Below are 19,684 nucleotides of genomic sequence, written 5' to 3' on the forward strand. Positions count from 1 at the left end.
GGTGAAGGCACTCGCCCGCGTGTCCATGCGCGTGCGACCGTCGGAAGGACCGCCTTGCTCGGAGACTCGTTCGGGTCCCCCAGGCGCGACGATCGACACAACCCCCGGGGCGCGGAGTCCGAACCCCCGCAGGGGGCGGCCCATCCGCTCGCCGAGCACCCCGAGGACCGCAAGGTCGCGGGCGCGGCGTTCACCGGCCCGTCCGGGAGCGGCGACAGCCGCTCCGGCGACACCGCCGGGCTGCCGCCGGTCGGCGGCGGCGGACCCGCCCCGCTGGTCGTGGTCGACCCGCTGGCCGGCCCGCCCGCCAAGGGCGCGCGCTCCGGCCGCGCCGGACTGAAGATCGCCGCGGTGGCCGCCGGCGTGGCCGTGGTGGTGGGCGGCGGCTCGGTCGCCGCGTTCGCGCTCACCGGCGACTCCAAGCCGCAGGCCGCACCCGGCGCCAAGCCGTCCGACGCCCAGCCGCTGGCCGACGCCGCCGCGCCGGTCGACCCGATGCTGGAGCAGCAGATGCGCCGCAAGGCCGCGTTCGAGCGCGCCTCCCGGGCGATCCGCGGCTCCTCCGGCAAGAACCCCAAACTGCTGCCCAAGGGCGAGCCGATCCCCACCGAGAAGCCCAAGTCCGCGAGCAAGGGCGACAAGGACAACGGCGGTGGCGGCGCGGGCCCCGACCCGATGCCCGCCGGCGAGGCGCAGCAGGTCGCCAAGGCGATGCTCCCGTCCTACGGCATGGGTGGCAGCGGCCAGTTCGCCTGCCTGGTGAAGCTGTGGAACAAGGAGAGCGGCTGGCGCGTCACCGCCCAGAACCCGAGCTCCGGTGCCTACGGCATCCCGCAGGCACTGCCCGGCACCAAGATGGCCAGCGCGGGCTCCGACTGGCGCACCAACGCCCGGACCCAGATCAAGTGGGGCCTCGGTTACATCAAGAACCGCTACAAGACGCCCTGCGGCGCCTGGTCGCACTCCCAGCGCGTCGGCTGGTACTGAGGCACACACCCTGACTCCGGGCGGCCGGTCACCACGGCCGCGACCGCCCGGTGGGGCGCACCGCTCATGACGGTGCCGCCCCGACCGAAGGCGCACGGAGCCCTCCGTGCGAGCACGATGCCGCGATGACGCGGCCGGCCTCCTCGACAGGCCCACAAACGGCGCGAACGCATCCGGCGTTCGGCGCCCAGATCCCCTGAGCGGGGACGCCGCCTCCCGCGCGTCCGCCGCCACTCACCTCGGATCGCGCGCAGCCACCCCCCACGGGTGCCGCTGCCCGCGTGCCCTCCCGCGCAGCCGCCACCGGCGCGCTGCGCCCAGCCCCCGGTCGTCCCCCCGTTCCCGGGTGGGTCCGGGCTGCCCCGAGGTGGTCACCCGCTGGACCGACCGGTCCGTCCAGCATGATGAAAGGTCTGCTTTGTCCCGTAAGTCGTCGCGTCGTTCCGCCGCCCGCCGTTCCGCCACCCTGCTGGCCGCCGCCACCCTGTCCTTCGGCGTCGTCGCCGAGACCGTTCCCGCCCAGGCGGCCGCCCCCACCTCGGTGTCGGCCTCGGCGCCGTCCTCGGCCCGGACCGCCCAGGTCGCCGCCGTCACGGCCAAGGCCAAGAAGAAGAAGCTCTCCCGCGCCGCGCGCAACAAGGCCATCGCCAAGAAGATGGTCGCCAAGCGCGGCTGGTCCAACCGCCAGTACAAGTGCCTGGTGAAGCTGTGGAACAAGGAGAGCGGCTGGAACCACAAGGCGCGCAACCGCTCGTCCGGCGCCTACGGCGTCCCGCAGGCGCTGCCCGGCCGCAAGATGGCCAGCGCGGGCAAGGACTGGCGCACCAACCCCGCGACCCAGATCAAGTGGGGACTGAGGTACATCAAGGGCCGGTACAAGACGCCCTGCGGCGCGCTGGGTCACTTCCACTCGCGCGGCTGGTACTAAACGGGGCATAGCGCACGGGTGCTCCGCGCATCCGGCCCGGAAATCGGGTGGTGCGCGACGTTCGTCCGTTCACCGTGACGGAGGGGCGGGCTCCGGCCCGCCCCTTTTGTCCGCCCGCTCGGGCACCGCACGCCAACGGTTCGGCAAAGGCCCGGTCCGGGAGCGCGGAATCTGTGGCCCGCCGTGTCGCGGACCGCTGCACGCTACTCCGCGTGTCCTCTCTCACACGCACCGTAGTGCGGATCGTCTCGCTCGGCTCCGCGACCGCGCTGGTCTGCGCGCCGCTGGCGACCTCCCCCATGGGGAACGCCGCCGCCGACCGCGGCGCGGCGCCCACCGCGACGGCGAACCAGCAGCAGGTCCACGAACGCCGGGAACTGAAGCTGCGCGGCCGGATGGGACGCGCGGAGCGCAACAAGCTGATCGCGCACACGATGATGGCGCGGTACGGCTGGCGCAACTCCCGCCAGTTCCGCTGCCTGGAGCGCCTGTGGGCGCGCGAGAGCCGCTGGAACGAACGGGCCCACAACGCGTCCACCGGCGCCTACGGCATCCCGCAGGCGCTGCCCGGCACCAAGATGGCCAGCGCGGGCTCCGACTGGCGCACCGATCCCCGCACGCAGGTCCGCTGGGGGCTGCGCTACATCAAGAACCGCTACGGGTCCCCTTGCTCTGCCTGGAATCACCTTCAGGCTTCCGGGTGGTACTGAGCGGGAAGCCCTCGTGGGGCTCCGCCGTATACCCATGGCCTCCGGGATCGGCCCTTGTGGTCAGGTTCGGTCGTGGTTCGTCATCGACAGCACGTCCAGGGCCGCGTCCAACTGCTCCTCGGTGAGCTTGCCCTCCTTGACGTAGCCGCGTTCCAGGACCACCTGGCGGATCGTCTTGCGCTCCGCCAGGGCCTGCTTGGCGACCTTGGCGGCCTCCTCGTAGCCGATGTAGCGGTTCAGCGGCGTCACGATGGACGGGGACGACTCGGCGTACTCGCGGGCCCTCTCCTCGTCGGCCTCGACGCCGTCGATCGTGCGGTCGGCCAGCAGGCGGGAGGCGTTGGCCAGCAGGGTGATCGACTCCAGGACGTTGCGGGCGAGCATCGGCAGCATCACGTTGAGCTCGAAGTTGCCCGACGCGCCGCCGAACGTGATCGCCGCGTCGTTGCCGATGACCTGCGCGGCGACCTGGGCGACCGCCTCGGGCACCACCGGGTTCACCTTGCCCGGCATGATCGAGGAACCGGGCTGCAGGTCGGGCAGGCGGATCTCGGCCAGCCCCGCGCGCGGGCCCGAGCCCATCCAGCGCAGGTCGTTGGCGATCTTGGTGAGGGAGACGGCGATCGTCTTGAGCGCGCCGGAGACCTCCACCAGGCCGTCCCGGGCGCCCTGCGCCTCGAAGTGGTCGCGGGCCTCGGTGAGGGGCAGGCCGGTGGCGCGGGCGATCTCCTCGATGACGCGCGAGGAGAAGCCCTCGGGGGTGTTGATGCCGGTGCCGACCGCCGTGCCGCCCAGCGGGAGCTCGGCGAGCCGGGGCAGCGCCGCCTCCAGGCGCTCCACGCCGTACCGGATCTGCGCCGCGTAGCCGCCGAACTCCTGGCCCAGCGTCACCGGCGTCGCGTCCATCAGGTGCGTGCGCCCGGACTTCACCACACGGGCGAACTCGACCGCCTTGCGGCCCAGCGACGCCTCCAGGTGCCGCAGCGCCGGGATCAGGTCGTTGACGACCGCGCCGGTCGCCGCGATGTGGATCGAGGACGGGAACACGTCGTTGGACGACTGGGACGCGTTGACGTGGTCGTTGGGGTGGACCGGCCGGCCCAGGCGCTCCTGGGCGAGGGTGGCGATGACCTCGTTGGCGTTCATGTTCGAGGAGGTGCCGGAGCCGGTCTGGAAGACGTCGATGGGGAACTGGTCGTTCCAGCGGCCCGCGGCGACCTCCCGGGCGGCCTCCCGGATCGCGGCGGCCAGGTCCTCCGGGATGACGCCGAGCTCGGCGTTCACGGTCGCCGCGGCGGCCTTGATCTGGCCGAGCGCCGCGACGTGCGCGGGCTCCAGGCCCCGGCCGGAGATCGGGAAGTTCTCCACGGCCCGCTGCGTCTGCGCGCGCCACTTCGCCGTCGCGGGAACCCGCACCTCCCCCATCGAGTCGTGCTCGATCCGGAACTCCCCGGCCTGCTCGGTCATCGTCGACCACCTCACTCAGCGAACGTGCGTGCCCTGCACCATGCATAGCTTCTGATCGACATGGGCCATTCCCCGTTCCGGCGGTCGCATCCGGGCGCAGCCGTCGGCTCCTTTCCGGACGTCTCCTCCGGAGGGAGAACCGATGACCCTGCATGACGAGAACACCGCGCGGCGCCGCCTGGCGTGGATCGGAGCGGCGGTGGCGCTGGTGCTGGCCGCGGTCGCGTACCGGCCGGGAACCGCCCCCGGCGGCCCCCTCGCGCTCGCGCCGACGCCGCTCGGCTACCGGGCCGTGCCGGGGGAGGACGCGGCCACCGCGCCGCGCCGTCTCGCCGACGCGGCGCGGCGCGCCCCGGACCGTTCCGGGAGCGGCCGGTACGGCTACCGGACGACCGTGGAGTGGTACCGGGTGGAATCGCGGATCTCAGGGCGTGTCCGCGCCGAGGGCCACCGGCTGCGCCGTGAGGCGTGGGCGGCCCCCGACGGTTCCGGCCGGGAGATCGTGGCGGAGGAGGGCGGGCCGCGCACCGACGAGCGGCGCGATCCGGCTCCCGTCGCCCCCGAGGACCTCCGAGACCCCGAGGGCTGCCTGACCGCGCTCCGCGAGGCCCATGAACGGGGCCCGGTGCCGCCGTCCCGTCGCGCCTCGCTCCTGCGGGCCCTGGCCGGGCTTCCGGGGCCGCGTCACCAGGGCCGGGTGACCGACCGCGCCGGACGCCGCGGCCTGGCGGTCGGCGTCGACCTCGGCCCGGTCCAGGTGATCCTCATCTTCGATGAGCGCGACGGAGATCTCCTCGGGACGGAGGAGGTCCTGTCGGGGCCCGCCGCGCTCAGGACTTCTTGGTGATCGTGTAGGACTTGCGCTGCCCCGGCTTGCCGGGCGGCTGCTGCTCGCCCTTCACCCACACGTCGCAGGCCGACGGGTCGTAGACCACCACGTTCAGGCGGGGCTGGTCGTACTGGCGGACCGCGCCGCGCGGGAGCGTCTCGTTGGCGAGCACCTGGAGGGTCCGGGCCGGCTCCGCCACGAAGATCTTGCAGGTGTCGCCGGTGGCGCGGATCACCAGCGTCGTGTCGCCGGCCGGGGCGGGCGGCGCGCTCCGCGTGGCGTCGGGCTGCTGGCGGCCGGTGGGCGAGGGGCCGGGGCTCTCCCGCATCATCCCCACGACCAGGGCGGTCGCGCCGATGCCGCAGGACGCGACGATCGCGCTCACCAGCGCCACCACCAGCAGCAGCCGGTAGCGCGGGTCGGGGGCGCCGCGGCGGCGCGCCGACCGCGGCCCGGCGATGGCGCGATCCAGCTTGTCCACCGCGCGCTCGTGGCTGAGCCGCCGGGTCGGGTTCTTCTCCAGCAGGCCGGACACCACCGGCGCCAGCGGGCCCGCGTTGGGCATGGGCGGGGTGGACTCGTTGGCCAGGGCGCTGAGGGTGGCGATGACGTTCTCGCGCTCGAACGGCGGGCGGCCCTCCAGCGCGGCGTACAGGGTCGCGCCCAGCGACCACAGGTCCGACTGCGGGGTCGCCTTGCGCCCGGCCGCCACCTCGGGCGCGACGTAGGCGGGCGAGCCCATGAAGTGGCCGGTCTTGGTGAGGCTGGTCGAACCGTCGGAGAACGCCAGCCCGAAGTCGGTGAGCACGACCCGGTCGCCGTCCAGCATGACGTTGGACGGCTTGAGGTCGCGGTGCACGATCCCGGCCTTGTGCGCGATGGCCAGCGCGTCCAGCAGACGGCGGCCGATGTGCGCGACCCGTTCGGGCGGCAGCGGCCCGGAGCGCTCGATGAGCTCCTCCAGGCTGGGCGCCTCGATCAGCTCCATCACGATCCACGGCCGCCCGGCCTCGATGACGACGTCGTAGACCTCGATGATGGAGTCCGCGCGCAGCTGGGCGGGCGCGCGCGCCTCGCGCAGGGTGCGGCGGTAGAAGAGCACCCGGTCGTTCTCGGAGAGGTCGTCGGGCAGCCGCAACTCCTTGATCGCCACCGCGCGATCGAGGAGGTCGTCGTGGCCGCGCCAGACGGTGCCGTTGGCACCCTGACCGATTTCCGAGACCAGCCGGTAGCGCGTCGCGAGCACGAGGCGCTCTGACTGAGACATGGCCGAAAAGATACCGGAGCGGCCTGGTGGTCATCCCTGAGACCTCAGGACCAACAGGTATCAGTTTCCAATAATGTGACCTATCGCCCGCCCGGAAGTCACCTTCACTGGCCGTGTAAGCCTTTTGCAGGGTTTCATCCCATGGGCAGCGGGGATCGGGGACGCTGGAGCGGTGAGCCGTCCCGCGTCAGGCGGCGGACGGGAAACCGGAGCAAGGCGAGGATTCCCGTCGGCCCCTTGTGGGGCTCGCGGTCGTCCCTGAGGAAGGAGCTGACGTGAGAACGACGGCGCGACCGGCCCCACCGGGCGTTCCCCCGCTTCTTCCAGGAGATCCGCCGACGGTGGGCGGGCACACGCTGCTGGGGCGGCTGGGAACCGGCGGCATGGGCACCGTCTACCTCGGCCGCGCCTCCGACGGGGCCCTGGTCGCCGTCAAGACGCTGCCGGCGGGGAAGGCCACCGACCCCGAGGCGCGGCGGCGGTTCCGCGCCGAGGCCGCCTACGCGCGGCGGGTGGCGACGTTCTGCACCGCGCGGGTGCTGGAGGACGGCAGCGACCACACCCACCCCTACATCATCACCGAGTACATCGACGGCCCGCCGCTGTCGCAGGTCGTGGAGCACCGCGGCGCGCTGTCGCCGGACGCGGCCGTCGCCGTCGGGATCGGCGTGGCGGTCGCGCTGGCCGCCATCCACAACGCGGGCCTGATCCACCGCGACCTCAAACCCGCCAACGTCCTGCTGTCCCGCTCCGGCCCGCGCGTGATCGACTTCGGGATCGCGGTGGAGCCGGACCTGATCGACGGCCCCACCCAGGCCGGCACCGTCATGGGCAGCCCCGGCTGGATCGCCCCCGAACGCCTCACCGGCCGCCCCGTCACGCCCGCCGCCGACGTGTTCTGCTGGGGTTGCCTGGTCGCCTACGCGGCGACGGGACGGCACCCGTTCGGCTCCGGCCCCGCGGACCGGGTCGGGCAGCGCATCATCCACCTGCCGCCCGACCTGAGCGACCTGCCCGAGCCGCTGCGCGCGCCCGTGCTGGCCGCCCTGGCCAAGGACCCGAGCGAGCGCCCCTCGGCCGTGGAGCTGCTGCACGACCTGCTGCCGCTGCACGCCGGCGGAGACCCCGCCCGTGCCATCGCGGCGCTGTGGGAGCCCCGCGAGTTCGGCGTGGCGTCCGGGCGTTCCCACTGGCGGATGGCGCGGCGGGTCGGGTTCGCGGCGGCCTGGGCGGCGGGCGGGGCGGCGTTCGCGTTCTGGGCGGCGGGCACCGAGCCCGCCGCCGAGGCCGGACCCCGGCCCGGCCGCACCGAGATCGTCACCGTGTCCCCCGGCGGGGGGCCCGGCACCGGGACGTCCCGCCCGCCGCAGGCCCCGCAGTCGTCGGGCTCCGCCCCGGCCGCCCAGGGCGATCCCACCCCGAGCCCGTCGAGCGCGACGCCTCGTCCACGCCGCGCCGGAACACGGCCGCCGGTCACCACGCCGACCACCACGCCCGAGCCCACGCCCACGGCCACCTCCACGCCCGCCAAGGAGCGCAAGAAGAACAAGCGCCCGCGCTCCGACGGGAAACGGCCGGGGTCCGTCGGCTCCGGCCACCCGCGCGACTCCTCCGTCAGCGGCGGCCGATGGTGAGCACCGGGCCGGTGTCGCCCTCGGTGAAGAAGTCGTTGCCCTTGTCGTCGACCACGATGAACGCCGGGAAGTCCTCGACCTCGATCTTCCAGACGGCCTCCATGCCGAGCTCGGGGTACTCCAGCACCTCGACCTTCTTGATGCAGTCCTGCGCCAGCCGCGCCGCCGGGCCGCCGATCGAGCCCAGGTAGAACCCGCCGTGCGCGCGGCACGCGTCGGTGACCTGCTGGGAGCGGTTGCCCTTGGCCAGCATCACCATCGAGCCGCCCGCCGCCTGGAACTGCTCGACGTAGGAGTCCATCCGCCCGGCGGTGGTCGGGCCGAACGACCCGGACGCGTACCCCTCGGGCGTCTTGGCCGGACCCGCGTAGTACACGGCGTGGTCGCGCAGGTACCGCGGCATCGGCTCGCCCGCGTCGAGGCGCTCCTTGATCTTGGCGTGCGCGATGTCGCGGGCCACCACCAGCGGGCCGGTCAGCGACAGCCGGGTCTTGACCGGGTAGCGGCCCAGCTCGGCGCGGATCTCGTCCATCGGCCGGTTGAGGTCGATGCGCACGACGTCGCCGTCGAGGTCGGCGGGCGTGGTGTCCGGCAGGTACTTCGCGGGGTCGGTCTCCAGCCGCTCCAGGAACACGCCCTCCGCCGTGATCTTGCCGAGGGCCTGCCGGTCGGCCGAGCACGACACGGCGATCGCGACCGGGCAGGACGCGCCGTGCCGGGGCAGCCGGACCACGCGCACGTCGTGGCAGAAGTACTTGCCGCCGAACTGCGCGCCGATGCCCAGCCGCTGGGTCAGCTCGAAGACCTGCCGCTCCATCTCCAGGTCGCGGAAGCCATGCCCGAGCGGCGAGCCCTCGGTCGGCATCGCGTCCAGGTAGTGCGCCGAGGCGTACTTGGCGGTCTTCAGCGCGTACTCGGCGGAGGTGCCGCCCACCACGATCGCCAGGTGGTACGGCGGGCACGCGGCGGTGCCCAGCGAGCGGATCTTCTCCTCCAGGAAGGCGAGCATCCGCCTGGGGTTCAGGACGGCCTTGGTCTCCTGGTACAGGAACGACTTGTTGGCGCTGCCGCCGCCCTTGGCCATGAACAGGAACTTGTAGGCGTCCCCGTCGGTGGCGTACAGCTCGATCTGCGCCGGGAGGTTGTCGCCGGTGTTCTTCTCGTCCCACATGGTCAGCGGGGCCATCTGGGAGTAGCGCAGGTTGAGCTTGGTGTAGGCGTCGTACACGCCGCGCGAGATCGCCTCCTCGTCCCGGCCGGACGTCAGGACGTTCTGCCCGCGCTTGCCCATCACGATCGCGGTGCCGGTGTCCTGGCACATCGGCAGGATGCCGCCGGAGGCGATGCCCGCGTTCTTCAGCAGGTCCAGCGCCACGAACCGGTCGTTGGGCGAGGCCTCCGGGTCGTCGAGGATCCGGCGGAGCTGGGCCAGGTGCGCCGGCCGCAGCAGGTGCGCGATGTCGCGCATGGCCGTCTCGGTGAGCAGCCGCAGCGCCTCCGGCTCGACCTGCAGGAACGTGCGCCCGCCCGCCTCGATCGTCGAGACGCCCTCGGTGGTGAGCAGTCGGTACTCGGTGTCGTCGGCACCGAGCGGCAGCAGGTCGGTATAGGAGAACTCAGGCATCCTCAAGTTCCTCGCACGTCATCCGGATGGGGGCCGCCCCCCAGGGTACGGCGTACCGTTCCGGGTCGGGCTCACGCCCCGCCTCAGCCTCCGGAGGCGCTTGCGTGGGCGGCCGGGAGCGGTGTTCCCCGCCCCTGCCGCGTGGCGGGGCCGTGGCTCGGGGCGGGGCGGCGGGTGCGGCGCTTCGGCGGGCGTACCCCGACCACGACGCCGGCGGCGACCAGGGCCGCGCCCGCCAGGTCGGCCGGGGTGGGGGAGGCCAGGCCCAGCACGACGGTGGTGGCCACCGCGCTCACCGGGATCAGCCCGGCGAACAGGCCCGCGCGGTCGGCGCCGAGCCGCCCCAGCGCGTCGTACCACAGCAGGAACGCCCCCACCGTGATGATCACCGACAGGTAGAACAGCGCCGCGAACTCCGCCCCCGTGGGAGCCCGCAGCAGCCCGCGCCCGTCCACGACCAGCCCGACGGCCAGCAGCATCGGCACCGCCAGCGCCGCCGAGTACGCCGACACCCGCACCGGCCCGAGCCGGGGCAGCAGCGGGACGGCCAGCAGCGAGAAGCACACCTCCCCGGCCAGCGCGCCCAGCGCCAGCAGCAGCCCGCGCAGGGTGCCGCCGCCCAGGCCGTTGGCCAGCGCCGCGCCCGCCGTGACCACCAGCGCGGCGGCGACGACGCGGGGCGCGGGGCGGCGGCGTTCCAGCAGCGGCCCGACCAGCGCCAGCGCGACCGGCACCGTGGCGATCACCGTGCCGATCGTGGCGGGGGAGGTGTCGGCGGTGGCGGCGACGATGAACACGTTGAACGCCGCCAGCCCCGTCGCCGCCAGCGCGGTCAGCAGCAGCCAGTCCCGCGCCGTCGGCCGCACCCGGCGGCGCGGCCCGACGAACCGGGCGACCAGGAACAGGATGGCGGCGGCGACGGTGTACCGGACGGCCTGGCCGCCGAAGACGGGGTAGTCGGCGAGCACGGCCGACACGGCGGTGAGCGAGCCCACGCCGGCCATCGCGACGGCCGCGCCGGCCATGCCCCGGGGACTGGTTGAGGAGGTCATGGCAGGAACGCTAGAAGCGGCATGGACTCGAACCCAGGGCCAATTCCGGTCGCGTTCCGTGGACCAAGCCATCAGGTGTGACGGGAACGGCACGAAGGACGCTGAGCCGGATGTGACCGATCTGCATCTTCCCCTCGACCGGTCGGCGGGCCGGCTGGCCGCGCAGATCGCGGCCGGTTTCCGCGCGGCCGTGCGGGCCGGGCGGCTGACCGCCGGCACCCGGCTTCCCTCCAGCCGTGACCTGGCCCGCGACCTGGAGGTCTCGCGCGGCGTCGTCGTCACGGCCTACGAGCAGCTGATCGCCGAGGGCTTCCTGACCGCGCGGCGCGGCGACGGCACCCGGGTGGCGCCGCTGGCCCGTCCCGACGAGCCCGCGCCGCCGCGGCCGGCCATGGCGTCCGGCCCGCCGCCCGCGGCGCTCGTCGCCGACCTCGTGATCAGCCATGATCTGCGGCCGGGCCGGCCCGACCTGGCGGCGTTCCCCCGGGAACGCTGGCTGGCGGCGCTGCGCGCGGTGCTGCGCACCGCCCCCCACGACGAGCTGCTGACCTACCCCGACCCCGGCGGCGAGCCGGTGCTGCGCGCCGAGCTGGCGGGCTACCTGGGCCGGGTGCGCGCCGCCGCGGCGACCGCCGACCAGGTCGTGATCATGGGCGGGGTGGCGCACGGCCTGTCCACCCTGACCCGGCTGCTGGCCGACGACGGGCACACCCGGCTGGCCGTGGAGGACCCGACCAGCGACCGGCAGATCCCGATGCTGCGGGCGACCGGGATCGCGCTAGACCGCGTCCCGGTGGACGGCGAGGGCCTGGACGTCGCCGCACTGGAGCGCACCGGGGCGCGCGCGGTGCTGGTCACCCCCGCCCACCAGTACCCGACCGGGGTGGTGCTGTCGCCGCGCCGCCGCGCCGAGCTGGTCGCCTGGGCCCGCCGCGTGGACGGTCTGATCATCGAGGACGACTACGACGCCGAGTTCCGCTACGACCGCGACCCGGTCGGCTGCCTCCAGGGCATCGACCCCGACCGCGTCGCGCTGCTCGGGTCGGTCAGCAAGGCCCTGGCCCCCGCGCTGCGGCTCGGCTGGGTCGTCGCGCCGCCGGAGTGGGCCGAACGGCTGCGCCACCACCGCCTGCTGAACGACCTGGGCGCGCCCGCCCTCGACCAGCACGCGCTGGCGCACCTGCTGGCGTCCGGGGGCTACGACCGGCACCTGCGCGCGATGCGCCGCCGCTACCGCGCCCGCCGCGACGCGCTGGTCGGCGCGCTGCGGACGCGGCTGCCCGGCGCGGTCGTGCGCGGCGTGTCCGCCGGGATCCACGTGTACGTGGAACTGCCCGACGGCTGCGAGGAGTCCGCGGTGGTCGCGGCGGCGGCCGAGGCGGGCGTCGCGGTGGAGGGCGCGGCGGGCATGTGGGGGCCGGACCGGGGCCGCAAGGCGCCGCCCGCGCTGGTCCTCGGCTATGCCGGGCTCGGTGAGAGCCGCCTCACAGAGGCCGTCGATCTGCTGGCCGGCGCGATTACCGACCGTGCTCGCGGGTAGGTACGCGACCCGAGGCGAGGGAGGGAACGATGAGTCTTGACGAGGCCGTGCGGCAGCTGAAGATGGCCACGCACGACGCCCAGGTGGCCTTCGACCTGGTGGGGCTCGGTGATCTCGAACGCGCCCAGGAGAACGCCGTCACCGCCCGCACCGCGGTGGACGCGGCGCTGCTGGCGCTGGAGCAGGCGGCCAAGGACCTGACGCCTGAGCAGGCGCAGGACGCGGGCGAGCGTGCCGTGGCGGCGCTGGAGGAGCACGACAGCCCCGTTCACGAACCCACGCAGGAGCACGTCTAGACCTTCCGAGAACGCGGAACGGCCGCCCGGTGGTTGCCCGGACGGCCGTTTCGCTTTCCGCGGAGGTCACACCGTGGGGCGTTCGGCGACCGGCGCGCCCGGCCGCGCCCCCGGCACCGGCGCCGGGTCGAACGACCTGGCCACCGCCAGGATCACCAGCACCAGCACGGTCGGCACGACGAACGCGATCCGCAGCCCGTGCTGGTCGTCCAGCGGGGCGATCGCGCCGACGACGGCCGCGCCGAGCACGAAGCCGACGTAGTTGAAGATGTTCACGCGGGCGACCGCGACGCCGAGCCCGGTCGGGTCCACCCGGGAGGCGGCGGTGTAGGACACCGGCGCGACGACGCTGAGCCCCAGGCCGACCAGCGCGAACGCGGGGATCGCCACCAGCACGCTCGGCGCGGCGACCACCGCGGCCATGCCGGCCAGGCCGACCAGCCCGCCGACGCGCACCACCCACACCGCGCCCCGGCGGCGCACCAGCAGGTCCGCGCCGACCCGGCTGACCACCATGGCGACCTGGTAGAAGACGTAGCCGAGCGGCGCGACGGCGGCAGAGCCGCCCAGCTCGTCGTCCAGGTACTTGGCGCCGTAGCTCGACAGCGCCGCGTCGGCCAGGTAGAACGCCGCCATCGCCGCGCCGACCAGCAGGATCGGCCGCCACGGCACGCGCTGCCCGGCGGCCTTCAGCTCCTGCGGCGAGGGCTGTCCGGCGGCCTCCTCGGCCTTGGTCATCAGCCGCCGCCCGGTGACCAGCGCCACCGCGAGGCCGACGGCCGTGACGATCCCGAACCCGGCCGGCAGCGCCAGGTCCAGCTTGTTGGACAGCGACGCCCACAGGCCACCCGCGATGCCCGCCATGCTCCACACCGCGTAGAAGCCGGTGATCAGGCTGACGCCGTAGCGGCGCTCGACCGCGACGGCCTGGGCGTTCATGGAGGCGTCCACCGCGCCGACCAGCAGGCCGAACAGCGCGACCGCGACGTACAGCGCCAGGTCGTTGTCGCCGGTGCAGCCCACCAGCAGGATGACCAGGCACTCCAGGGGCTGCGCGACCCGCAGCACCAGCCCGCTGCCGACCCTCCGGAACAGGAACTCCGACAGCACGCTGCCCACGCCCGCGACGAGCGGCACCATCAGCAGCACCAGCGACAGCGCGGCGTCGCTGAGGTGGTGGGACTTCTGGATCTGCGGGACCTGGGTCACCAGCGTGGCGAAGCAGAGCCCCTGGACACCGAACGCGGCGTAGGCGGCGAACCTCGCCTGCCCGTCGCGGGGGGTGACGCCGTCGGACGTCATCGGCCGCCCCTTTCGTGAACCGTGGCGATCGACCGGGGGACGATCAAAGGCGAGAAAGTTTCACGAAGGCTAGGCCCCCGGTGTCACCCGGGTCAACGATCGCTTACCGGCGGGCGGAGGGGTCAGTGGACGAGCCGCTTCCGCATGCCCCGCACCGCGATCACCCACATCAGGGCCGCGAACACCAGCAGCGCCGCCAGATGCCCCAGATCGGCCAGCGGGCGCAGCCCGAACACCGCGTGCCGCACCAGCTCCACGCAGTGGTACAGCGGGTTCAGCAGGCCGACCCCGCGCACCCACTCCGGCAGCGCGTCCACCGGGAAGAACGTGCCCGCCACCAGCATCAGCGGCGTCACCACCCCGGTGATCACGTAGTCGAACGAGTTGATCGACGGCACCACCGAGGAGGTCCACATCCCGAACAGCCCGAACCCCAGCGCCGTGCAGAACACGATCACCGGAACCAGCAGCATCCCGGCCGACGGGTCGAGCCCGAACAGCATCCCCACCAGCAGCGGCGTGCACGAGTACACCGACGACTTGGCGGCGATCCACAGCGCCTCGCCGGTCACCAGCTCGTGCACGTCCACCGGCGCGGCCAGCATCGCGTCGTAGAAGTGCTGGTAGGTGCGCCGGATGTAGGTGTTGAACATCGCCGGGAACACCGACGTGAACAGCGCCGCCGTCCCGACCACGCCGGTCGCCACGAAGTCCAGGTAGGAGAACCCCCGCACGGCCGCGACCAGCGCCCCGAAGCCGTAGCCGAACGCCAGCAGCATGAACGTCGGCTCCACCATCGACGCGAACGACTGCGACCGCCAGTACCGCTTGTACAGCGCGAACTCGTGCCGCCAGATCCCCTTCACCGGCGCGGGCTCGAACCACCGCACCCGCACCTCGCCCGTGCCCGCGGTCTCGTCCCCGCTCGCGGTGGTCATGGCCTCGCCTCCGCTCGACGGCGCGTTCATTCGACCCGCTCCCCGGTCAGCACCACGAACACGTCCTCCAGGCTGGCCGCGCGCCGCACCCCGTCCGGGCCGAGCTCGTCGGCCAGCGACGGCGGGATGGTCTCGGCCTTCAGCACCGACACCGAGGGCCCGGTCCGCCGCGTGGGCAGCCCGGCGGCGCGCGCGACGCCCTCGACCTCGGCCAGCCGCTCGGGAGGCCCGTAGTGCTCGACGACGACCTCCCCGGCGTACTCGGCGACGAGCTCGCCGGGCGCGCCGCGGGCGATCACCTTCCCGCGCGACATCAGCGCGCACTGGTCGGCGAGCCGTTCGGCCTCCTCGATGTAGTGCGTGGACATCAGCACGGTCGTCCCGCGCGACCGCAGCCCGTCGATCAGCCCCCACAGCTCGGCCCGCACCTGCGGGTCCAGCCCCACGGTCGGCTCGTCCAGCAGCACCAGCCGGGGCCGGTGCACGAGCCCCCGGGCGATCAGCAGCCGCCGCCGCATCCCGCCCGACAGCCCGTCGACGCGCGTGTGCCGCCGCCCGGTCAGGTGCGCGATCTCCAGGGCCTCGTCGACGGCCCGCCGCCGCTCCCCGCGCGGGACCCGGTACAGGTGCGCGAAGACCTCCAGGTTCTCCTGGGCGGTCAGCTCCTCGTCGAGATTGTCCTGCTGCGGGACGACCCCCATCAGCGCCCGCGCCCGCTTGGACCGGCGCGGCACCGGGAACCCCAGCACCTCGATGCGGCCCTCGTCGGCCAGCGCCTGGGCGGTCAGCAGCCGCATGGTGGTCGACTTGCCCGCGCCGTTCGGTCCGAGCAGCCCCAGGCAGATCCCGGACGGGACCTCCAGGTCGAGCCCGTCCACGGCGGTCAGATCCCCGAACCGCTTGACCACGCCGCGCAGGCTGATCGCCGTCTGCGCGGCGGCGGCGACGGGCTCGGCGGGCGGACGTTGGACCGTCATGCGTCCGACGATAGGTGTGAGGGACGACATTCCCCCACCCGTTTTCCGGGGCCGCCGCCCGTTAACCTGAACCCGTGGACAATTCCGACCGCCGCCCCGTCGAGCAGGTGACGCGCGTGCGCGACCTGCGCGCCTCCGACGCCGACCGGGAACGCGTGGTCGCCGCCCTCGGCGACGCGCTGGCCGACGGCCGGCTCACCATGGAGGAGCACTCCGAACGCGTCTCCCGCGCCTACGCCGCCCGCACGCTGGGCGAGCTGACCGGCCTGACCGGCGACCTGAGCCCCGCCGAGACCCAGCCGATCAAGGTGGACGACCGCCCGGTGTCGGCGTTCTTCGGCCGCGTCCACCGCGAGGGCCGCTGGGTGGTCCCGGTGAAACTGCCGCTGCTGGCCCTGTTCGGCACGGTGGAGCTGGACCTGCGCGAGGCGGTCCTGCAACGCCGCCACATCGTCCTGGACTCCACCACCCTCGGCGGCCGCATCCGCCTGCTGGTCCCCGAGGGCGTCCAGGTCCACGTGACGGGCCGCTCGGTGCTGTCCACCCGCGACGTGCGCACGCGCCCGGCGGCCGACGGCCCGACCATCGAGGTGAACGGCACCATGATCTTCACCTCGATCAGGGCCCAGGCGCCGAAGCGCTCCCTGCGCGACCGCGTGAGGGGACGCCTGGGCCGCCGCTGACCGGCCGCGCCGGCAGGGGCGTCAGTGGTAGAAGCAGACCAGGTCGAGCTCGTACTCACGGCAGTCGCGCAGCCAGGACCGCATCTCCTCGACCGCGTCCGCGACCGACGGGTCGGCCTTGGCGCCGTCGAAGCGGTCCAGCTTCTCCAGCAGGGCGGGCATCTCGGCGTTGGCCACGTGGCCGACGTTGGGGAAGCCGCTGGGGTGCGGCAGCGGCACCGGGGGCCCGCTGAAGACCAGGTCGGTGGGGTCGAAGTCGACGCCCTGCGCCTTCAGCTCGGCGGCCACGGTCTCGAACCAGCCGAACCGCATACCGGACCAGTGCCGGTTGGACAGCATCTCGTAGTCGGTCGAGTACTGGCACAGCAGCTTGAAACAGTAGGCGTAGAGGGAGCCCTGGCGCTGGTCCAGCTCCGTCTCGATGATCAACTGCCGGAAGGCGTCGCGCGCCGAGAGCGACGGCTCGTCATCCTCGAACTCGCTGTCGAGGTAGGTCAGCGAGGCCGTGAAGTAGTTCGCCAGGCCGTCGGCCAGCCGGACGTCGCCGGAGCCGACCCACTTCCGGAGCACTCGCAGGTCGGCGGGGTACGCCATGATCCCGTAACTCATCGGGGGGAGCCTTTCGGTGGAGGGGCGGTCGTTCCCGGATGCGACGCGTGTTCCGCCGGGCGCGTTCCCGCCCACCGCCGTTGACCTAACGTTGAACCGCGGCGCGCTGGGCGCTTGGACACGGCGGACATCCCAGCGCGCCGCGGCTCAACGGGCTCTCAGACCGCCGCGTCGAAGTTGATCGCGCTGTAGGCGCGGAGCTTGTCGAGGCGGTGCTCGCTGGAGACCGAGCGGATCGTGCCGCTGCGGGAGCGCATGACCAGCGAGTGGGTGTGGGCGAGGCCCTTGCGGTAGCGGACGCCGTCGACCAGCTCGCCGTCGGTGATGCCGGTCGCGGCGAAGAACACGTCGTCGGAGGAGACCAGGTCGTCGGTGGTCAGGATGCGGTCCAGGTCGTGCCCGGCGTCCAGGGCCTTGCGCCGCTCGGCGTCGTCCTGCGGCCACAGCCGGCCCTGGATCACGCCGCCCAGCGCCTTGATCGCGCAGGCCGCGATGATGCCCTCGGGGGTGCCGCCGATGCCCAGCAGCAGGTCCACACCGGTGCCCTCGCGCGCCGCCATGATCGCACCGGCGACGTCGCCGTCCATGATGAACTTGATCCGCGCCCCCGCCTCGCGGACCTCCTTGACGATGCCCTCGTGGCGCGGCCGGTCCAGGATGACGACCGTCACGTCCTCCGGCCGCGAGCCCTTGGCCTTGGCGATGGCGCGGATGTTCTCGCCGATCGGCTTGTCGATGCCGACGACGTCGGCCGCCTCCGGCCCGGTGACCAGCTTCTCCATGTAGAACACCGCCGACGGGTCGTACATCGACCCGCGCGGCGCGACCGCCAGCACCGCGATGGCGTTGTTCATGCCGAGCGCGGTGAGCCGGGTCCCGTCCACCGGGTCGACGGCCACGTCGCACTCGGCGCCGCTGCCGTCGCCGACCTCCTCGCCGTTGTAGAGCATCGGGGCGTTGTCCTTCTCGCCCTCGCCGATGACGACGACACCGCGCATGGAGACCGTGTTGATCAGCTGGCGCATGGCGTTGACCGCCGCGCCGTCGGCGCCGTTCTTGTCACCGCGGCCGACCCACCGGGCCGCGGCCATGGCGGCGGCCTCGGTGACGCGCACCAGTTCCATCGCCAGGTTGCGGTCCGGGGCGGCGGGCTCGGTCGTGAGCGGGGAGTGAACGGAGAAGTCGTCGGACATGACCAGGCAGCCCTTTCGGTCGGTAGCTGACACGGATTCTCTGTGTGCCGGATACCGGGCCACAAATTGGACCAGACCAGAGGCCGGCGGGGAGTCCGTGACACCCGCGGGGGACAGGGTTTTGGAGACCACGCGGGCACAGGGATCGTTTCCCCGGGGGCGAGGGCGTAATCTCGCCTTCCATGAGCAGCGACATCGACGTCCCGTCCGGCGGGGCCGTGGACGGAGTCTCCTCCCCCCGTACCTCGGACCGTGGGGCCGCCACCCGCAGCGCCCTGCTGCGTTCGGCCCGGGACGTGTTCTGCGAGGCGGGCTTCGCGCAGGCCGCCGTCACCGACATCGTGGCCAAGGCCGGGGCCAGCGTGGGCAGCCTCTACCACCACTTCAACGGCAAGGCCGACCTGTACCTGACGCTGTTCGAGGAGTTCCAGGCCCGCCAGCAGGAACGCACCCGGGAGGCGATCAACGCGGTCCGGGAGGCGGGCGAGACCGACCCGATGCGGCTGTTCGTCGCGGGCGCGGGCGCCTACCTCAACGGCTGCCTGGAGGAGCGCGACGTCTCCCGGCTGTTCATCTCCGGCGACGGCCCGCCCGGCTTCGACCGCGTGATGCGCCAGCGGCTCAACAAGTGGGCCCGCCGCAACGCCGCGCTGTTCCACACCGCCGACGGGGGTGTGGACGAGGCCCTGGTCGTCGTGCTGACCGGGGCCATGGCGGGCGCGGTGTCGGAGGTCTCGCTGATGGACGACGAGACCGCCGCCCGGCGGCTGGCCGACGAGGTCATGGAGATCGTCGGCACGATCCGCAACCCGCGCACCCACCCCGGTTCGGAGCAGCGCTGACCGTACGGGATCCTGGAGGGGTGAGCGAGAAGACCCCAGCCCCCACCCCGGAGAGCACGCCCGCCGGGCCGGAGGCCGTGCCCGCCGGACCGGAGGCGGCGTCCGCCGGGCCCGAGGCGGCGTCCGCCGAACCGGAGGCCGCGCCGCGGCCGAGCGGGCCGATCCCGGTCAGCCCCGCCGTGCACAAGCGGCTGACCACGGGCCTGGGCGGGTTCACGCTGGCGATCGCGGCGTGCCTGCTGCTCGTGGCGGTGATCTACGCGATCACGCCGCGCAGCACCACGGAGATCCTGCCGATCGTCGACTACCGCTCCCAGCTGTGGGCGATGAGCAACGACGCCCCCTACCGGGTGTGGGCCCCCGAGGGCCTGCCGGACCGGTGGCGGCCGACCTCCAGCCGGGTCAGCGGCCTGAACGAGAAGGGCAGGCCGGTCGCCTGGCACCTGGGCTTCGTCACGCCGAGCGACGAGCACGCGGCGCTGGAGCAGAGCAACGAGAAGGCCGAGCCGTTCATCCGCCGGATGACCAACGACCGGATCCCCGACGGCGCCCAGCAGGTCGCCGGGGCGCAGTGGACCAGGTACGTGGCCGAGTCCCGCAAGCAGAACTCCCTGGTCCGCACGCTGCCCAACGGCGTCAGCGTCGTGGTGACGGGCACGGCGTCGTTCGAGGAGCTGGCGGCGCTGGCGTCCTCCCTGAAGGAGCAGCGCAAGGGCGAGGTGCCGCTGCCGACCTCCCCGGCGTCGCCCGGAACGCCGCGCTCGTAGCCGTCGGAGCTTGGCGCGGGGTTCGGTAACTTTTCCGTT

Annotated in this window: 19 protein-coding genes; 10 read left to right on the forward strand and 9 right to left on the reverse strand. The window is 73.5% G+C overall.

Features of this window, described 5'->3' with window-relative positions; all coding sequences use genetic code 11:
• Positions 1-54: 54 nt before the first annotated feature.
• The 3 genes from AKI01S_RS17065 (at position 55) to AKI01S_RS17075 (ending at position 2,625) form a co-directional block, all read left to right on the forward strand.
• On the forward strand, positions 55-987 hold the full coding sequence (locus tag AKI01S_RS17065) for an aggregation-promoting factor C-terminal-like domain-containing protein (RefSeq protein WP_245681659.1): 933 nt from the start codon (positions 55-57) through the stop codon (positions 985-987).
• 418 nt (positions 988-1,405) lie between these two features.
• Positions 1,406-1,915 (forward strand): aggregation-promoting factor C-terminal-like domain-containing protein, encoded by a 510-nt coding sequence (locus tag AKI01S_RS53495; RefSeq protein ID WP_067818065.1) that lies wholly within the window; start codon positions 1,406-1,408, stop codon positions 1,913-1,915.
• 212 nt (positions 1,916-2,127) lie between these two features.
• Entirely contained in the window at positions 2,128-2,625 is a 498-nt protein-coding gene (locus AKI01S_RS17075) for an aggregation-promoting factor C-terminal-like domain-containing protein (RefSeq protein WP_245681660.1), read from the forward strand.
• A 60-nt stretch (positions 2,626-2,685) separates the two neighbouring features.
• On the opposite strand, the gene AKI01S_RS17080 is transcribed toward AKI01S_RS17075, so the two are convergent.
• On the reverse strand, positions 2,686-4,092 hold the full coding sequence (locus tag AKI01S_RS17080) for a class II fumarate hydratase (RefSeq protein ID WP_067818072.1): 1,407 nt from the start codon (positions 4,090-4,092) through the stop codon (positions 2,686-2,688).
• Between the two features lie 142 nt (positions 4,093-4,234).
• Between AKI01S_RS17080 and AKI01S_RS17085 the strand changes: the two genes are divergently transcribed.
• Positions 4,235-4,939: a hypothetical protein gene (locus AKI01S_RS17085; RefSeq protein WP_067818075.1), complete on the forward strand. Its 705-nt coding sequence runs from the start codon at positions 4,235-4,237 to the stop codon at positions 4,937-4,939.
• Here the strand turns inward: AKI01S_RS17085 and AKI01S_RS17090 are convergent.
• The gene (locus AKI01S_RS17090) at positions 4,923-6,188 is read right to left on the reverse strand and encodes a serine/threonine-protein kinase (RefSeq protein WP_083999714.1); all 1,266 of its coding nucleotides are present in this window, start codon (positions 6,186-6,188) and stop codon (positions 4,923-4,925) included. The two genes, AKI01S_RS17085 and AKI01S_RS17090, sit on opposite strands and share 17 nt — an antisense overlap.
• 341 nt (positions 6,189-6,529) lie before the next feature.
• On the opposite strand from AKI01S_RS17090, the gene AKI01S_RS17095 reads away from it, so the two are divergent.
• Positions 6,530-7,822, forward strand: a complete 1,293-nt coding sequence (locus tag AKI01S_RS17095) for a serine/threonine-protein kinase (protein WP_067818091.1) — start codon at positions 6,530-6,532, stop codon at positions 7,820-7,822.
• Here the strand turns inward: AKI01S_RS17095 and AKI01S_RS17100 are convergent.
• Positions 7,803-9,446 carry a fumarate hydratase gene (locus AKI01S_RS17100; protein WP_067818093.1) on the reverse strand — a complete coding sequence of 548 codons (1,644 nt, stop codon included), beginning with the start codon at positions 9,444-9,446 and terminating at the stop codon, positions 7,803-7,805. The two genes, AKI01S_RS17095 and AKI01S_RS17100, sit on opposite strands and share 20 nt — an antisense overlap.
• A gap of 83 nt (positions 9,447-9,529) precedes the next feature.
• On the reverse strand, positions 9,530-10,498 hold the full coding sequence (locus tag AKI01S_RS17105; RefSeq protein ID WP_083999716.1) for an EamA family transporter: 969 nt from the start codon (positions 10,496-10,498) through the stop codon (positions 9,530-9,532).
• A 112-nt stretch (positions 10,499-10,610) separates the two neighbouring features.
• Between AKI01S_RS17105 and pdxR the strand changes: the two genes are divergently transcribed.
• A complete protein-coding gene (gene pdxR / locus AKI01S_RS17110; RefSeq protein WP_067818098.1) occupies positions 10,611-12,038 on the forward strand; it encodes a MocR-like pyridoxine biosynthesis transcription factor PdxR in 1,428 nt (475 codons plus the stop codon).
• Between the two features lie 29 nt (positions 12,039-12,067).
• Entirely contained in the window at positions 12,068-12,334 is a 267-nt protein-coding gene (locus tag AKI01S_RS17115) for a hypothetical protein (protein ID WP_067818101.1), read from the forward strand.
• A gap of 66 nt (positions 12,335-12,400) precedes the next feature.
• Here AKI01S_RS17115 and AKI01S_RS17120 read toward each other — a convergent pair whose 3' ends face one another.
• The 3 genes from AKI01S_RS17120 to AKI01S_RS17130 form a co-directional block, all read right to left on the reverse strand.
• Positions 12,401-13,636, reverse strand: a complete 1,236-nt coding sequence (locus AKI01S_RS17120) for an MFS transporter (RefSeq protein WP_067818104.1) — start codon at positions 13,634-13,636, stop codon at positions 12,401-12,403.
• Positions 13,637-13,758: 122 nt separating this feature from the next.
• Positions 13,759-14,574, reverse strand: coding sequence for an ABC transporter permease (locus AKI01S_RS17125; RefSeq protein ID WP_067818108.1), 816 nt, complete (start codon positions 14,572-14,574; stop codon positions 13,759-13,761).
• 26 nt (positions 14,575-14,600) lie between these two features.
• A complete protein-coding gene (locus AKI01S_RS17130) occupies positions 14,601-15,551 on the reverse strand; it encodes an ABC transporter ATP-binding protein (RefSeq protein WP_174567390.1) in 951 nt (316 codons plus the stop codon).
• A gap of 74 nt (positions 15,552-15,625) precedes the next feature.
• Here AKI01S_RS17130 and AKI01S_RS17135 point away from each other — a divergent pair, with 74 nt between their 5' ends.
• On the forward strand, positions 15,626-16,234 hold the full coding sequence (locus tag AKI01S_RS17135; protein ID WP_083999718.1) for a DUF1707 SHOCT-like domain-containing protein: 609 nt from the start codon (positions 15,626-15,628) through the stop codon (positions 16,232-16,234).
• A 21-nt stretch (positions 16,235-16,255) separates the two neighbouring features.
• On the opposite strand, the gene AKI01S_RS17140 is transcribed toward AKI01S_RS17135, so the two are convergent.
• Positions 16,256-16,843, reverse strand: a complete 588-nt coding sequence (locus AKI01S_RS17140; protein WP_157419890.1) for a DUF7691 family protein — start codon at positions 16,841-16,843, stop codon at positions 16,256-16,258.
• A 158-nt stretch (positions 16,844-17,001) separates the two neighbouring features.
• Complete coding sequence (glpX, locus tag AKI01S_RS17145) at positions 17,002-18,036, reverse strand: class II fructose-bisphosphatase (protein WP_067818116.1); 1,035 nt, start codon at positions 18,034-18,036, stop codon at positions 17,002-17,004.
• A gap of 182 nt (positions 18,037-18,218) precedes the next feature.
• On the opposite strand from glpX, the gene AKI01S_RS17150 reads away from it, so the two are divergent.
• Together AKI01S_RS17150 and AKI01S_RS17155 are read left to right on the forward strand one after the other, a co-directional pair.
• The gene (locus AKI01S_RS17150) at positions 18,219-18,878 is read left to right on the forward strand and encodes a TetR/AcrR family transcriptional regulator (RefSeq protein ID WP_067818119.1); all 660 of its coding nucleotides are present in this window, start codon (positions 18,219-18,221) and stop codon (positions 18,876-18,878) included.
• Between the two features lie 20 nt (positions 18,879-18,898).
• The gene (locus AKI01S_RS17155) at positions 18,899-19,645 is read left to right on the forward strand and encodes a DUF4245 domain-containing protein (RefSeq protein ID WP_245681661.1); all 747 of its coding nucleotides are present in this window, start codon (positions 18,899-18,901) and stop codon (positions 19,643-19,645) included.
• The last annotated feature ends 39 nt before the right edge of the window (positions 19,646-19,684 follow it).

The organism is Actinomadura kijaniata NBRC 14229, from assembly GCF_001552175.1.
GTDB classification, from domain to species: domain Bacteria; phylum Actinomycetota; class Actinomycetes; order Streptosporangiales; family Streptosporangiaceae; genus Spirillospora; species Spirillospora kijaniata.

Excerpts from the sequence above, each read along its gene's own strand:
- AKI01S_RS17080 (WP_067818072.1), bottom strand. The coding sequence starts at position 4,092 with ATGACCGAGCAGGCCGGGGAGTTCCGGATCGAGCACGACTCGATGGGG.
- AKI01S_RS17085 (WP_067818075.1), top strand. The coding sequence starts at position 4,235 with ATGACCCTGCATGACGAGAACACCGCGCGGCGCCGCCTGGCGTGGATC.
- AKI01S_RS17090 (WP_083999714.1), bottom strand. The coding sequence starts at position 6,188 with ATGTCTCAGTCAGAGCGCCTCGTGCTCGCGACGCGCTACCGGCTGGTC.
- AKI01S_RS17100 (WP_067818093.1), bottom strand. The coding sequence starts at position 9,446 with ATGCCTGAGTTCTCCTATACCGACCTGCTGCCGCTCGGTGCCGACGAC.
- AKI01S_RS17105 (WP_083999716.1), bottom strand. The coding sequence starts at position 10,498 with ATGACCTCCTCAACCAGTCCCCGGGGCATGGCCGGCGCGGCCGTCGCG.
- AKI01S_RS17115 (WP_067818101.1), top strand. The coding sequence starts at position 12,068 with ATGAGTCTTGACGAGGCCGTGCGGCAGCTGAAGATGGCCACGCACGAC.
- AKI01S_RS17120 (WP_067818104.1), bottom strand. The coding sequence starts at position 13,636 with ATGACGTCCGACGGCGTCACCCCCCGCGACGGGCAGGCGAGGTTCGCC.
- AKI01S_RS17125 (WP_067818108.1), bottom strand. The coding sequence starts at position 14,574 with ATGACCACCGCGAGCGGGGACGAGACCGCGGGCACGGGCGAGGTGCGG.
- AKI01S_RS17130 (WP_174567390.1), bottom strand. The coding sequence starts at position 15,551 with ATGACGGTCCAACGTCCGCCCGCCGAGCCCGTCGCCGCCGCCGCGCAG.
- AKI01S_RS17140 (WP_157419890.1), bottom strand. The coding sequence starts at position 16,843 with ATGAGTTACGGGATCATGGCGTACCCCGCCGACCTGCGAGTGCTCCGG.
- glpX (WP_067818116.1), bottom strand. The coding sequence starts at position 18,036 with ATGTCCGACGACTTCTCCGTTCACTCCCCGCTCACGACCGAGCCCGCC.
- AKI01S_RS17150 (WP_067818119.1), top strand. The coding sequence starts at position 18,219 with ATGAGCAGCGACATCGACGTCCCGTCCGGCGGGGCCGTGGACGGAGTC.